Genomic DNA, 13839 nt, shown 5'->3' on the forward strand with positions numbered 1-13839 from the left:
GGCGCGCGCGGGCGGGACCGCGCGCGGTTCGGCAGGGCGCGAGGCGCGGTGCGCGGGAAAGCTGATCGGGGTCGGATCGGCGCGCGCAGGGTCGGCGCGCGGTAGGGCGCGCGCTCCTGCGAAGGCGCGGCGCGCCCGGATCGGCGCGCGCCCGGGTCGGCGGGGCCCCTTGGGCGCGCGCCTGTATGAACGCGCCGTCGAGCGCGCGCCGATCCGGGCGCGCGCCTGGGCGCGGCGCGGGCGCGCCCGGAAGGCAGGGGGAGCGGCGCGCGCCGGCCGAGCGGGGCGCGCCGAGACGAGGTGAGGTGACGCGCGCGGGAAGGAGACCGCGCTCCGGGAAGCGCACCCGCAGGGGCCGGGCGCGCGTCACATCACTTCCCGGCAGGCGCCCCGTCGAAGTAGGCCGCGAACTTCTGCCGGATCTTGACGTCCGGCATCGGCGCGGTCCGGTACACCTCCGCCAGATCCTTGTGCCCCTCCTCGATGAGCTGCTGGATGAGGGGAGGTCGCTGCGCCTGGAGGTAGTCCCGAAGGCCCGTCAGGGGTGGTTCGCCCTCTTCGGTGATCGGCCCGAGGTGTTCACCGAGAGTCATCATCTTCAGGCGGGCCTGGACGTCGGCCTCGTCCATCAGGACCTGCCTGGCGATGACCTGCTTCCGGCTCGGCTGGGTCTTGTGGGGCGGCTGGGGCGTGGGCGGCGGAGTGGCTGCGGGAACGTCCTGCGGCTCCTCGGCGGCGCTGGTGTCCTCCGGGGACTCGTCCGGCGGCGGCTCCTCGTCCTGCGGGTCCGGCGGCGGGGGCGCGTCGTCGTCGTCCGGCGGCGGCTCCTCGTCGTGGGTCTGGTGCTCGCGGGCCTGCTCCGGCTTGGCCGGGGCCGGGGAGGGCCCGGGCCGGTCCGGCTGCTGCTTGTGCTGGGCGGGGCCCGGCTGCTCGGTGTTCCCCTCCCGCTTCTTCTTGGCGGCGCGGTCGCGGATGTCCTGGAGCGAGCGGGAGATCAACGCGTCGGCGCTCAGCTCTCCGAACCAGCTGACGGTCATGACCGCGCGCAAGGTATCGGTGCCCCACTGTTTGCGGATGTTCGCGAGAGCGGCCTCCGGGTCGGTCTGGTTGAGGGCCTGGGTGACCAGCTTGTACGCCATGTCCCCGGTGAGCCCCGGCCGCTGGTCCGGCTGCGGCTGCCGACGAGCCTGGTTCTGCTGCTGGGAGGGCTGCGGCCGCGGGCCCGGGAGGTTCTCGGTCAGGCACGCCTCAGGCCGGGACTCGATGACCTGGCGAGCGGGGGCGGCGTGCTCGTAGCCGATTCGCCGCAGGAGGTGGTCGAGCCCGGCGAACCGGTAGACACGCCCGGGCTGGACCTCGTACTCCATGGTGCGGACGCCGGTGACGTACGCCTCGCCGACGGCGTGGAACTCCACCACGGCGTCAACGGCAGCGCGGAGGTTCTTCTCCGCCTTGATCCGGCGGGTGGTGTGGCGGGTGGGCTTGTCGTTCTCGTAGGCGGTGACGATCTCCTGGCGGGCGATGATCACCGTGGGACCGGCGTGGCGGCGCAGCAGCCACAGGAACTCGCCCCACTGGTCCTTGGCCCAGTTCCACAGGTCGCGGTCCGTGTCGAGGTACGGGTCGTCGAGCCGGGCTCGCCGGCGGCCGTTGGCTTGGGCCCGGCGGTCGGCGCGGGCGCGGCTGATGCGGTTCACCGCGTCGCTGAGGAGATCCCACAGGGCCGTGACGTCGTCGACGACGATCATGTTGCGCTTGCCGTCGCGGGCGGGCTGCGCGAGCATCCAGCGCACCGCGTCACAGATGTCCGTGAACGTTCCGTCGTGGGGGACGATCTCGTACCGGGCGCCGGGGATGCGGCCGTAGTAGTCGGCGGTGCCGGACGTGCCCCCGATCTGAAGCCAGTAGGTCATGCCGATCAGGTCGGAGCCGGAGGCAACTGCCGCCTCGTGCCGCTTCCCCGTGTGCTCAAGGCCGGTGAGCAGGACGATGGGCGGGTTCGGGCGGTTGGTGGGCTTCCTGGATCTGCGCTCGCGCAGGGGCGCGGTGATGCCGGGCATCTGGGTGTTCCTCACTTCGTGGCTCCCCGGGTTGCTCTCCCGGAGAATGCGACGGCGGAGGCCTTAGCCTCTCGCCGTTCCCTTCGACTTACTATTCTACCCTGCGGGCGGCCGGATCAGTGCCGGTTCAGCAGATCGGTGACCGGGCTTGAGGACTCGGGATCGTGGTCCTCGCGGTGCCGGGAGTACCAGGCGTCCAGCGCCTCGGCTCCGGCGGCCGCGGCCTCCATTCGGTCCTCAGGCAGGGCTGCCCACTCGGCCACGGACTCGTCGTACTCCTCGCGCACCGTGGCCTCGTCGCGGCGGCGCAGGGCCTGCGTGATCTCTTCCCACGATGCGCCGGCCAGGCGTTCGGCGAGGACGACCAGGTCGACGACGTCCGCGGCCATCTTCCGCAGCAGGCGAGCCTGCTGGATACGTTCTGCCGGGCTGGCGGGTTCTGCGGTGGCCGCGACCGTCTGCCGGGCGAGGTCGGACAGGTCGCGGGCGGCGCGGGCGGCGGTGATCCGGGCCAGGATCTCCGGTGTCATGAAGGGGTCCGATCATGCAGGCGGCGGGCACCCCGGGGGCGCCCGCCGCTTCGGTAGTACAGGTAGAAGCAGGATGCCTTACGGGGTGCCTGCCGTCACCGGGTGGCCGAACGCGGCGAACACGTCGGCAGGGGTGGCCCTCGGCGGCAGGTCGACGCCGCGCTCGGCCGCGTACGTCTTGATGAGCCGCTGGCGCACCTTGCGCCCGTTGCCCTCGCTCTGCCCGAGGACGGCGGCGATCTCCTTGCCGGTCAGCGGGCCGTCCGGCTCGAACACCTCGCGGTACCCGTTGTCGAGCACGTCCTTGATGATCACGTACAGCTCATCCTCGGTGCTCCACGGCGGGATGGTCCGCTGCCCTTGTGGCTGCGGCTGCGGCTGCGGCTGCGGGGGCACGGTGGCCGTGACGTGCGGCCTGTGCACGCGCACCACCGCAGGAGAGGCGGCCGCGGGCGGCGTGGGCGGCGGCGGGAGCGAAGCCGGCGCCGCGACGACAGCGCCGATGGCAGGCGGAGCCTCGGCAGGCTCGACGGGCGGGGTGAAGATGCCCAGGTCGATCTCCGCCGCGCGGAGTCCGTCCGCGGCGGTCTCCGCGAGGGGGACGCCGGCGCTGACGAGTCGGAGCGGCAGCAGCGACTCCACCGGGGCCTTGCGGCGCCACGCCCGGCCGAACTTGCTGCGCAGCTTCGCCTGGTAGACCAGCCGCTCCTGCTCCAGCTTGAGGACCTGGTCGTACGACGCCAGATCCCACAGGTTCATGCGGCGCCACAGTAGGAAGGTGGGCAGCGGGGAGAGCAGCCAGCGCTTCCACCGGACCTTCTCCAGGCGGCGGCGCCGGCCGGTCGCGGCGCCGATCCGTACGGCGTATACGTGGGCGGCGATCTCGGAGACGCCGACCCACAGCAGCGACATCGCGCCGTGCGCCACCTTCGCCCACAGGGAGTGCCCGGCCGCGACGTTCAGCGCGCAGGTGATCAGGCTCAGTGCCCAGGGGACGAACCGCACCCAGGCGAGCGCCATGTCCAGCCGGATCAGGAAGAGGTTCGCCGCGGTGAAGACGGGGATGGCGGAGTCGATGGCGACGGGCAGCACCCAGGGCTTGGCGAAGTCCCAGGCGGCGGCGGCGTCCGACACGCCGTCGAAGGAGGCGTAGAAGCCGATCGCGCCGACAGTGATGCCGCCGAGAACGGTCAGGGCCGCCCCGAAGCGCTCCCAACGCGTGAGGGGCGGCACGCCGGAGGCGCCGAGTGGGTCCGGGCCGGGGAGCGGGCCCGGCGGGTGATGGCCCCGGCGGGCGTGGGAGAACGGCAGCAGCTTCAAGACCTTCCCTCTCGTTCGTGTCGCCCGGTCGGCTTATGCTCATGGCCTTCCGGGTCGATCAAACGATATAGCGTCTTCCGGCTGCCGCGCCGGAACCGTGCCTGCTCCCCCCCTCAGCGGCAGGCCGTACAGGGGTGCTTCACCAGTCGAGGGGTGTCGCCGGCTTCCGCCGGTCCGGGCCCAGGATCTTCGCGACGTGGGCGGAGGATTCGAGCCGGGACAGCAGCCGCTCCCCCAGGATGTCGACCACACCCAGCCCCGGATGGTCCTGCGTCCGGCGGCTGCGCAGGTTCGTGGTGTACGCCGTGGGCCGCCCGGCCGAGATCCGCGCGTCGATGAGGTCGACGGTCTCCCGCCGCGCGAACTCGGTGGCGGTCATGTCCATCTCGCCGCACAGCTCATCGAGGATGAGCAAGTCGCAGGTGACGAACATCTTGCGGACCTCCCAGGCCCTCAAGTTGCGCGGCGCGGAGTCCGGACGACGCCACGTCAGGTACGTCGAGTGCTTCACGACCAGGGTGTCGATCCCCCGCAGCACGGCCTCATTGCCCACCGCGAAGGCCGCGGCGGTCTTCCCGGTGCCGATGTTCCCCGGGATGATCATGTTGAGGGTCTCCGGCCGGGCGCCCGACCGCTTCGCCTCCAGCAGCGAGTCGACCCAGTTCCGCAGCGTGTTCGGCTTCTGGTTCGCGTCCAGCTTGAGCGGGCCGGTGAAGAACCGGAATCCCAGGTACTCCTGGTGGGCGGCGTCCTCAACGCTCCGCTCCCAGGCGAGCCGTCGCGCGCGGGCCTTCGGCACAGCTACGTCCTCCCAGAGTTCGACCTCCGACCTGTCGGTGCGCCGGTCGGGCACACCGAGCTTGGACATGTCGGCACCGCCGCGGCGCAGGATCGCGGCCACGTGATCGGTCACGGCGCCCGCTTGGTTCAGGCCGCGCTCAGGGGCAGGGACGATCGGGGCATCCGCAGTGAGAGACATCGACATCACGCTCCTTGCCGGCTGACCACGCCGAACGAAGCGTCGTCCGAGTCGTCACGGGGGCTGTCGGTCGTGGCGCCGTCCGGCGTGCCCCATGTGCCCTGGTCGCTGTACGGCACGCGTCCGGTGGGCCGGGTGGGGGTGATGTGGTTCGTGGCGATGCCGAGGGCCCTTTGCCACTGCTGCGCGCTGGGCAGGTGCTGCCGCGCTTCGCGCAGGGCGTCCGCGCACTGGCGCTGCGTGTAGCCGGCGCTGAGGGCCTTGCGGACCTGGCTGCGCATGGCGATGTACCCGTTGGTCTTGCCGACGTACTTGCCGAGGTGCTTCTCGGCGTCCTCCCACCACCACTTCGCGACGGCTTCGGCGGCCTTGTCCAGGGCGGCCTTCTCCTCGGCCTTCTTCTGGGCTGCGGCCTGCTTCTCTGCGTCGTCGGCGGCCTTCTGCGCGGAGGACCGCCGGGGGCGCCGGGCGGGAGTGGCTGGCGGCTCGTCCTCGGTGGCGGGCTCCTCGTCCGGCGCGGACTCCGGCGCGTCGGCCGGCTCCTCGTCGTCGGGGTCCGGGGGGAAGCCGTCGCTGCCGAGGGTGCCGTCGGGGTACTCGATCATGAACGAGCCGTCGTCCTGCTCGATCACGGGGACGGCGGGGTCCTTCTTGCTGCTGAAGATCTTGTGGTCGGTGACCCACTGCTCCACCGGCGTCGACGACACGGCCGTGCCCATGGCGCACTTCCCGTCACGCAGGCGGCGGCGCTCCAGCCGGTAGTAGCCTTTCGCGGCGAGTTCGCGCAGCGCGGTGCGGACGGCTTCGCGGCCCTCGCGGCCCTCGCCCTTGGTGAGTTGCTCGGAGCGGACCTGCCACCCCTCCTTCTGGTCCAGCAGATACGTGAGCAGGCCCAGCGCGCGGTAGCTGAGGCGGGTGTCCCTGACGGTGGACGAGGCCATGGTCACGAAGCGGCCCCGATTGATCCGGACGCCGCTGGGGTTGGGCAGGCGGGTCATGCGCGGGCCTCGCTGGTGGTGTCGATCAGGCGGAAGTACGTGTGCTTCACGCGCCGGCCGCCCGCGTCCCGCAGGATGCAGCGCTTGCGCTCGGCCATGCCCGCGGTGTGCAACTCGGTGATGGCGCGGCGCACCTGGTGGGAGTTCAGGCCGAGGCCGGCGCAGATGGACGCGACGTCGACCCAGCCGTCACCGCGGCGCAGGGCGAGCTGGAAGAGGACGCGGTGCGCGCGGTCGGAGAGGTGCGCGGTGGTGGTCATGGTGGTGTGGTCCCTGGGGAGAGGGGCCCGGCCGGGGCAGGCCGGGCCCGGGCGTTGGGTGCTAGTCGTCGCTCGCGCCGGGCTGCGCCCTGGGCAGCAGCTCCGGCGTCTCCCGCAGGTACTCGTCGAGCCGGTGATTCCTGTACGCCGCCAGCAGTACGCCCTTGCCGATCGGCTCGCCCTTGAACGTCTTCCACTTGAAGGTGACGGAGCCGGTGGGCTTCCCGCCGGGCACGAACCTGAGGCCGGGGATCTCCTCGCCGGTGCGCGAGTCGAAGATCGTGCCCGTCTCCGGGTTCCTCACCGCGTGCCTGAGCGCGGCCGTCACGAACGCCGGCTTCGCGGTGATGACGATGTCGATCTCGCCCTTCCTGTCCGCGTAGGCGTCGAACGCGGCCTGGTCGTCGACCTCGAAGCGGGCCCGGGTGGTGCTGACCTTGTAGGTGCCCACCTCCTCGCCGTCGATCTCGACGACGTAGTCCTTCTGCTGCCGCTCCCCGTACTGCGCGACGAGGCGGCCCTTCGGGTCGTCCTTGCGCGGGGTGATGACGCTCGCCTGGTGTTCCTCGATGGCCCGGGCGAGGGCGCCGATCAGGGCGGAGACCGACAGCGGATTCTCGCGGGTCTCGCCGGCCGGGGTCTCGTCGGCGACGTCGTTCGACATCTGGATGTTCCTCTCTTTCCCCGCGCACTGGTCCCGGGGATTCGTGGCATCCCGGACCGGGTGTCGCGGAGGCTTGCATAGAGGTACGACAGCCGCCGTTTTTTGTTACACCTAGGTCCAGGCAGCTGGGTTGCTCTCCCAGCCACCGCAATAATACTACGCCCCGGGGAATCTGTGGGAGGGGGCGACGTTAGCGGCCTGCCGTCCTACGTTCCCCGGCGGCTCTGCACTGCTCGGCGACGTCACCGGACGGTGCAGCGCCCCGGCTCCGCCCCATCCGGAAACAGGGGGCGGGACCGGCCCGGCGGCGGGCGAGGACCGGCCATGACGGCATGTCCCGCTTGCGAGGCGGGGCGCCGCGGTATGAGTCCGCGGGCTCGCAGTCCCACCCGCCGCCGGACACCGCCGCATGGGAGAGGACCGCACCAGCCGTGACCAGGACGACCGCCGCCCCGCGCTACGTCACCTACGTGCCGCTCGACACCCTGCCGCCTGCCCTGCGCAACCCGAAGCGGCACGAGCTGGAACTCATCATCGACTCCATCGCCATGCACGGCCTGGTCGAGATCCCCGTCGTCGACGAGCGCACGCAGCGCACCCTCCACGGCCACGGCCGCCGCGAGTCGCTGCTGGAGATGTGCTCGCGCGGCATGCCCCTGCCCAGCGGCCTCATGATCGACGAGGACGGAAGCTGGCTCGTGCCCGTCCTGCGCGGCTGGGCCTCCAAGACCGAGGCCGAGGCGGAGGCCCTCGCCATCAAGCTCAACCGCCTCCCCGGCGAAGGCGGCTGGGACCCGCGCGAGTTCGCCGCCGTCCTCGAGGACCTCGCCACCAACGAGGCGGAGCTGTTCGACTCGCTGGCGATCCCGCACGACGAGATCGACAAGATGCTCGGCCAGGTCGACCCCGAGACCCTGCCCGGCGCGTTCCGTGAGGATGAGCCGGCCACCCTCCACCTCCCCGACGACGGTGAGCGCGACGGCGCCCTCAGCCCCGACGACGAGGGCCGCGCCCCGCACACGACCTGCCCCGCCTGCGGGCACCTGTTCACCACCGGCCGCTGACCCACGACCGTTTGAGGCCCGCCCATGTCCCCCCGCCGCAAGGAGCGCCGCCCCCAGAGCCGCGCCGGCCGCCCGCGCCTGCTCTCCGAGGAGATCGAGGCGCGCCTTGTCGCGGCCTCCCGCACCGGCGTGGCCGTCGAGCTGGCCGCGGAACTGGCCGGGGTGTCCCGCTCCAGCTTCCTGGCGTGGATGGCGCGCGGCCGCGCCGAGGCCGAGGCCCGGGAGGCAGGCGAGGACCCGGACCCCGAACTGGACGAGTACGCGGCCCTGTACGAGAAGGTGCGCACCGCGCGGGCCACGGCGGCCGCGCGCGCCATGGCGAACATCCGCCGGGTCGCCGACGGCGGGATCGTCACCAAGGTCACCACCCGCCGCTTCCGGGACTCCGTGACCGGCGACATCGTCGAGGAGACCGTGGAGGACCGCACTCCCCCGGACTGGCGCGCGGACGCCTGGTACTTGGAGCGGCAGCACCGCGACCACTACGGCAAGGACGCTCTGGTGGCGGTCGAGATCACCGGCCTGGGCGACATCCCGGCTGGCGCCGACGACCAGCCCGTGGACCTGTCCGCGATCGCCGACCGCCTGGACCGCACTCTGTTCGCGGTCGAGTACCCGCCCGAACTGGAGTCCGGCGACGTCGTCGACGCCGAAGTCATCGACTGACCGCTACTGTGTGAGGCACAGTGTCGCGCGTGCCGGCACGGTGCTCTTGAGCGCCCAAGGAGCGTTGTACTGCACCAGTACGCAGAAGGCCCCGGCCCCCGCGCCGGGGCCGTTCTCTTCTCGGGCTAGCCCGGGTGGCCCTTGTCTCGCAGGTTGGCCATCGTGGGGTCGGCGTTGATCTTCTGCGCGTTGCGCACGGAGCCGAGCACCACGGCGGGCAGTTCGTCCAGCCAGTCGCTGGGCTCCACCATGTGGTGCTGTCCTGCCGTGAACAGGGTCGCCAGCACGCCCATCGCCACCGTCTGCTGGATCGTCTCGCGCGTCCCACCGTCTTGGGGCGTCATGCCGGCCGCCTCGCGGATGGCGTTCCGGGCGTCCTGGGCGGCATACGGATGTCCGGGGCCGGACAGCTTGAGCATCAAGCCCATCGCCTTGCGGCCGAGTCCGTCACCGATCTGGTTCCAGGTAGCGCGGTCCCGTCCGCCCGCCGAGTAGTACTCGGTCGCGAGGTTGAAGCCGTCCACCAGCTCTTTCATCGTGTCGGCGACCTCGCGTAGGAGGCTCTCCACCTGCTTGTCGGTCAGGTCGGGCAACGGCGGCCGCTCTGGGATCTGCATGGCTGTGACGCTACCGATCTCCGCACCGCCTGCGGGCGGCTTTCCCCGACTCCGCCCCCACGGCGCGACGTTAGCCCCTGGCGTCCTGCACGGTGCTGCCTCCTTGCTCACCAGCACCGGAGGCAGCACACCATGACCGTCAAGGGCATCGACATCTCGTCGTACCAGAACACCACGTTCGACACGAAGGACCTCGCGTTCGTCTTCGTGAAGGCGACCCAGTCCACCAGCTACGTCAACCCCAGGATGGCCGCGCAGGCCAAGCACGCGCGGAACGCCGGCGTCGTCGTCGGCTTCTACCACTTCCTCGTCGCGGGGAACATCCAGGCGCAGGCCGAGTACTTCGTGCAGCGCTGCGCCAGCCAGCCCGGCGACATCCTCGCGTGCGACTGGGAGACCGACCCGTCCACCGGCAAGCACCCCTCGACCGCGGAGAAGGACCAGTTCCTCAAGGCCGTGAAGAAGCTGCGGCCGGACCACCGGGTGATCCTGTACTGCAACACGTCGTCCTGGAAGACGATCGACACCACCTCGTACGCGGGTGATGGCCTGTGGATCGCCGACTACGTCACCGCCGGCAAGCCGCGCATCAAGGCGGCGTGGCTGTTCCACCAGTACACCGACGATCCGGTCGACACGAACGTGGCCAGCTTCGGCAGCGCGACCGACCTGCGGGTGTGGGCGCAGGGCCCGCGCACGGCCAACCGTGTGCCGCTGCCCGCCGACAAGGAGCCGAAGCCGAAGCCGACCCCCCAGCCGAAGCCGAAGCCGACGCCGCCGCCGTTCCCGGGCCGCGGCTACTTCGGCCCCGGCAAGAAGAACGCGTACGTCAAGCAGTGGGGCCAGCAGCTCGTGAAGAAGGGATTCGGCAAGCACTACCGCGTCGGCCCGTCCGAGCAGTGGTCCGACGCGGACCAGCTCAACACGAGGGACCTGCAACTGGCCCACAAGGAGCTGAAGGGCGACGCGGACGGCCTGCCCGGCCCGCTCACCTGGCGGATCGCGTTCTCCTGACCCACCTGACACCCCCGGCCGGCCCGCGCACGCGGGCCGGCCCCGTCCCTGAAAGGCCGCCACGTGGCAGGCGAGACCGTCATCACCGTCATCGGCAACCTGGTCGACGACCCCGAACTCCGCTTCACCCCCTCCGGCGCGGCCGTCGCCAAGTTCCGCGTCGCCTCCACCCCGCGCACCTTCGACCGGCAGACCAACGAATGGCAGGACGGCGAGAGCCTGTTCCTGACCTGCTCGGTGTGGCGGCAGGCGGCGGAGAACGCCGCCGAGTCCCTCGCACGGGGCATGCGTGTCATCGTGCAGGGCCGCCTCAAGCAGCGCTCCTACGAGGACCGTGAGGGCGTCAAGCGCACCGTGTACGAGCTGGACGTCGAGGAGGTCGGCGCGAGCCTGCGCAACGCCACCGCGAAGCTCACCAAGACCGGCGGCGGCGCGCAGCGGCAGGCCGGTGCGGCGCCCGGCCGTTCCGCCGCTGGCGACCCGTGGGCGTCCTCAAGGGCGGACGGGCCGTGGGCGAGCGCCGGCGCGACCGACGAGCCGCCGTTCTGACCCGCTACCGTCTCGGCTCGGCCGGTGGGCACAGCTGGTAGTCCGGGCACCGGGTAGGGGATCCTCCCGGCGTGGTGTGAGCCTGTGCGCTTCCGCACCAGGGGCAGGGAAGTACGGGGTCGCTCTGGCCGCCCTCGTGGTCGCAGTACCCGGCGTCGCCGAACCTGGCGTTGCTGAAGACGACGACAGCCGGGCGGCCGCAGGTACACAGTTCGCCGGGCGCGGCTCTACGTTCGGTGGAAACGCTCACGCGCTGAGTGTGTCAGATCAGATGGCGCCAGGCCCCCGGATCATGCGGTCCGGGGGCCCTCGCACGGGTGGATCAGGCGGCGACGGTCCAGGCCGAATCCAGGATGAGCAGGTCGTCGTCCTGGTCCGCGCTGTCGGACGGCACAGCCGTCCCGTCCGCGGTCCGTACGGGCGTCTCCTCGCCGGGCGGGGCCGGTGTCTGCTCGGCCGGCTCCTCGTCCGGTGCGGGCGTCGCCGGCGGCGCGGGGTTTTCCTGCGCGGGCGGCGCGGGTGTCTCCTCGCCGGGCGGCGCCGGGGTCCCCTGGGCGGGCGGTGGCGTCTCGGGCGGGCTCGGCGCCGGAGAGGCCGGCGGCGTCGGCTGCGCGGGCGGGGACGCTATCGGCGTCTCCGGCTGGCTCGGCGCCGGGGCGGGCGTCGACGGCTCGGACGTCGGCGTCGTGGTCGGCGCCGGGCGCGGCGCGGGGTCCGGGCTGCTCGGCTGCGCCGGGGCCGGACTGCTCGGCGAAGGCGACGCCGGGGGCGCCGGGTCCGGGCGGGGCGCCGTCGTCTTCGTGTCGGCCGGCTCCATGGCCGGCACGACGGCCGGGGCGGTCTGGCCCGGCGGCAAGGACGGGCCGATGCCCGCGGCGAGCGCCACGATGTCGTCCTGCTGTTCGCTCCACGTCGTCGCCGTGTCCAAACCCAGGACGAGCCGGGCCGCCACGATGGCGGGAGCGTCGTTGCTCATCGCCACGGCCGGGCGGGCGATCAGCTGGTGGACCTGCTGACTGTCCAGGCCCAGGGTGCCCAGGGTCAGCGCGGCCAGCCGCGGGGGCAGGGGCGTCGCCGCGCCCATCGCGGTCATCCGCCCGCTCTTGACGCGGTCCGCCTCCACCAGCAGCTTCGCGTAGTCCTCGATCCGCTGGTGGTCGGTGCCCCACAGCGCGTACCGGCCGTGCAGGTGCAGGTCCGGGTAGAGCTGCTGTGTCCCGTCCTGCCGGGCCCAGGTGCGGGCGTACGCGGCGTCGTAGAAGATCCGCAGGCCGATGCGCTCGCTGCCGTAGCTGAACAGGAAGATGGTGCTGTCGGGGCCGGTGGCGGCCTTGGTGGACATCACCACGCCGTCCGAGTCGGTGCACTCCGCGGCGAGGGTGCTCGTCGTCTCGCAGTCGATGTTGCTGGAGCCGGTGAACGTCTCGAACCGGGAGTCGGCGAACGGCGCCTTGGGGCTCACGTCGTCCGTACCGGCATCCGGCGTGCTCGCGCGGGCCTGGCCCACGTTCGCCGTGTCCACGACGTTCGTGTACCGGCCCAGGGCCCAGCTCGCGGCGAGCGCGGGAAGCAGCGCGGTGGCCAGGACGGCCCGGCGCCGCCTGCGCCGGGACATCACCTTGCCGCTCTCCTCGGCCGGCTCCGGCTGCGGCGTTGGGGCGGGCGGGTGCTCCACGCTCGGCGGGGCGGGCTCGGTCAGCCCGAGCAGGTCGTCAAAGTCGCGGAGCTCCGGGCACTGCTCGCGGATCATCCGTTCCGCGGCCTCGTGGGGCAGGCCGGGCATCACGTTGAGCAGGTTGCGCACGGCGCTGCTGAACGTCTGGGGCCGCAGGCACAGCGTCCGCGTGCCCTCGTGGGTGATCAGCAGCGCGTCGGTGAGGTACTTCTCGCTGACGTCGATGGCGATCTTGTGGGCGGGCGGGGTGCTCAACTGCGCAGGTCCTTCGAGCGGTGCGCGAGTATCTCGGCCGCCTGCCGGGTCGCCGCTTCGAGCCGCTCGGGGGTGATCTCCTCGAGGTCGGACACGACGAGCTGGCCGCCGTCGGGCAGCGCGACCTCTTCGCGGTGCAGTTCGACGTCCAGGCCGTCGTCGGCCCCGGCGCCTTCACGGGTCTGGAGCGGGTTCAGGGTCCGCAGGAACATGGCCATCATGGCGTCGTGGGTCTGCTGGATGCGCGCCGGGTCGCGCCGGTAGCCGGGCGCCAGCGCGCCGGCGGCGGCCAGGGCCCGCCGTGTCTCGGGGTCGTGGGGGATCGGTCCGCCCTCAAGAGCACGCTCAAGACGCTCGGATGCCTGATCAGCGCGTCGCAACATGCTGCGCCCTCTCCCTTGTGCTGTTCTCAACCCGGACACCGACGACGTTCCCTCTACCCACTGCGATGGTCAGTAGCTCCTCCACGAGTTCGGCGGAAGAGTCCCCCTGCGGGAGGATCTGCGCCAGCCGGCGCAGCGACCGTGAGGTCAGGGTACGGACCGCGCCCGGGCTCTTGCCCATGATCTCGGCGGTGTCCGCGGGGCTGCATCCGTCGAAGAAGCGCAGCCGCAGGCAGGTGCGCTGATCGGGCTTCAGCTTGTTCAGGTGTTCGGCGAAGGCCTCGGCGAGGTGGCGGCGTTCGGCCTGCTGGTGCACGCTCAGCCCGGGGTGGGGGCGGTGGAGCTGGAGGTTCTCGGCGACCTGGAGGTGGTCGGCGTCCAGGACTTCGGTTGGGCGGCGCTGCGTGGTGCGTATGTAGTCGAGGGCGGTGTTGCGGGTGATGGTGTTGAGCCAGCCCAGCAGGTTCGTCCCCGGCCGGTAGCGCCTCGCGTTTTGAGCCACCTTGAACCAAACTTCCTGGGTCAGGTCCTCGGCGATGTGCGGGTCCCGGATGTACTGGCGGACCCAGTTGTAGACGGTCCCGTTGAGGCGGCCGTACAGGGCGCTCAGCGCCGCGGGGGCGTCGCTGCCGCCCGCGGCCGCGAGGGTGATGAGCTGGTCGATCGTTGCTGGAGTGTCGGTCACGGCGCGGTGTCCCCCCTGTGCCGGCTGGGCGCCCGGGTGCGGGGCGGACGGGCCGGGGCCCCGGGGGCTGGGAGGATCGTCTTCCGCTGTGGCGCCCACGCAGCATATCCGGCCACGGGG

15 protein-coding genes and 1 pseudogene are annotated in these 13839 nt (G+C 72.0%); 5 read left to right on the top strand and 11 right to left on the bottom strand.

Going from position 1 to position 13839, the window contains the following annotated elements:
* Positions 1-371: 371 nt before the first annotated feature.
* From ABEB07_RS27460 to ABEB07_RS27490, 7 genes are all read right to left on the bottom strand, one after another.
* On the bottom strand, positions 372-2075 hold the full coding sequence (locus ABEB07_RS27460; RefSeq protein ID WP_345670760.1) for a hypothetical protein: 1704 nt from the start codon (positions 2073-2075) through the stop codon (positions 372-374).
* Between the two features lie 101 nt (positions 2076-2176).
* Positions 2177-2590, bottom strand: a complete 414-nt coding sequence (locus tag ABEB07_RS27465; protein WP_345670761.1) for a hypothetical protein — start codon at positions 2588-2590, stop codon at positions 2177-2179.
* 78 nt (positions 2591-2668) lie between these two features.
* Positions 2669-3910, bottom strand: coding sequence for a DUF2637 domain-containing protein (locus ABEB07_RS27470; RefSeq protein WP_345670762.1), 1242 nt, complete (start codon positions 3908-3910; stop codon positions 2669-2671).
* 139 nt (positions 3911-4049) lie between these two features.
* Positions 4050-4823, bottom strand: a complete 774-nt coding sequence (locus tag ABEB07_RS27475) for an ATP-binding protein (RefSeq protein ID WP_345670764.1) — start codon at positions 4821-4823, stop codon at positions 4050-4052.
* A gap of 71 nt (positions 4824-4894) precedes the next feature.
* Positions 4895-5887 carry a hypothetical protein gene (locus ABEB07_RS27480; RefSeq protein WP_345670766.1) on the bottom strand — a complete coding sequence of 331 codons (993 nt, stop codon included), beginning with the start codon at positions 5885-5887 and terminating at the stop codon, positions 4895-4897.
* Positions 5884-6147 (bottom strand): hypothetical protein, encoded by a 264-nt coding sequence (locus ABEB07_RS27485; RefSeq protein WP_345670767.1) that lies wholly within the window; start codon positions 6145-6147, stop codon positions 5884-5886. The genes ABEB07_RS27480 and ABEB07_RS27485 overlap by 4 nt, the downstream gene beginning before the upstream one ends.
* A 61-nt stretch (positions 6148-6208) precedes the next feature.
* Positions 6209-6811: a hypothetical protein gene (locus tag ABEB07_RS27490; protein WP_345670768.1), complete on the bottom strand. Its 603-nt coding sequence runs from the start codon at positions 6809-6811 to the stop codon at positions 6209-6211.
* Positions 6812-7242: 431 nt separating this feature from the next.
* Here ABEB07_RS27490 and ABEB07_RS27495 point away from each other — a divergent pair, with 431 nt between their 5' ends.
* Positions 7243-7875, top strand: coding sequence for a ParB N-terminal domain-containing protein (locus ABEB07_RS27495; protein ID WP_345670769.1), 633 nt, complete (start codon positions 7243-7245; stop codon positions 7873-7875).
* 24 nt (positions 7876-7899) lie between these two features.
* Positions 7900-8541 (top strand): hypothetical protein, encoded by a 642-nt coding sequence (locus tag ABEB07_RS27500; RefSeq protein ID WP_345670770.1) that lies wholly within the window; start codon positions 7900-7902, stop codon positions 8539-8541.
* A gap of 125 nt (positions 8542-8666) precedes the next feature.
* On the opposite strand, the gene ABEB07_RS27505 is transcribed toward ABEB07_RS27500, so the two are convergent.
* The gene (locus ABEB07_RS27505; RefSeq protein WP_345670771.1) at positions 8667-9158 is read right to left on the bottom strand and encodes a hypothetical protein; all 492 of its coding nucleotides are present in this window, start codon (positions 9156-9158) and stop codon (positions 8667-8669) included.
* Between the two features lie 132 nt (positions 9159-9290).
* On the opposite strand from ABEB07_RS27505, the pseudogene ABEB07_RS27510 reads away from it, so the two are divergent.
* The 3 genes and pseudogenes from ABEB07_RS27510 to ABEB07_RS27520 all read left to right on the top strand — a co-directional run.
* Positions 9291-9845 (top strand): annotated as a pseudogene (locus ABEB07_RS27510) (glycoside hydrolase family 25 protein); the annotation flags it as partial.
* Positions 9846-9866: 21 nt separating this feature from the next.
* Positions 9867-10172 (top strand): peptidoglycan-binding protein, encoded by a 306-nt coding sequence (locus ABEB07_RS27515; protein ID WP_345670930.1) that lies wholly within the window; start codon positions 9867-9869, stop codon positions 10170-10172.
* A gap of 63 nt (positions 10173-10235) precedes the next feature.
* Positions 10236-10721, top strand: a complete 486-nt coding sequence (locus tag ABEB07_RS27520; protein ID WP_345670772.1) for a single-stranded DNA-binding protein — start codon at positions 10236-10238, stop codon at positions 10719-10721.
* Between the two features lie 322 nt (positions 10722-11043).
* On the opposite strand, the gene ABEB07_RS27525 is transcribed toward ABEB07_RS27520, so the two are convergent.
* The 3 genes from ABEB07_RS27525 to ABEB07_RS27535 are packed head-to-tail and all read right to left on the bottom strand — an operon-like array spanning position 11044 to position 13719.
* A complete protein-coding gene (locus tag ABEB07_RS27525; protein ID WP_345670773.1) occupies positions 11044-12651 on the bottom strand; it encodes a hypothetical protein in 1608 nt (535 codons plus the stop codon).
* Complete coding sequence (locus tag ABEB07_RS27530) at positions 12648-13034, bottom strand: hypothetical protein (RefSeq protein WP_345670774.1); 387 nt, start codon at positions 13032-13034, stop codon at positions 12648-12650. Before ABEB07_RS27530 ends, ABEB07_RS27525 begins: the two co-directional genes overlap by 4 nt.
* The gene (locus ABEB07_RS27535; RefSeq protein WP_345670776.1) at positions 13018-13719 is read right to left on the bottom strand and encodes an RNA polymerase sigma factor; all 702 of its coding nucleotides are present in this window, start codon (positions 13717-13719) and stop codon (positions 13018-13020) included. The genes ABEB07_RS27530 and ABEB07_RS27535 overlap by 17 nt, the downstream gene beginning before the upstream one ends.
* Positions 13720-13839: the final 120 nt, after the last annotated feature.

The organism is Streptomyces similanensis, from assembly GCF_039543625.1.
Taxonomy (GTDB): Bacteria; Actinomycetota; Actinomycetes; order Streptomycetales; family Streptomycetaceae; genus Streptomyces; species Streptomyces similanensis.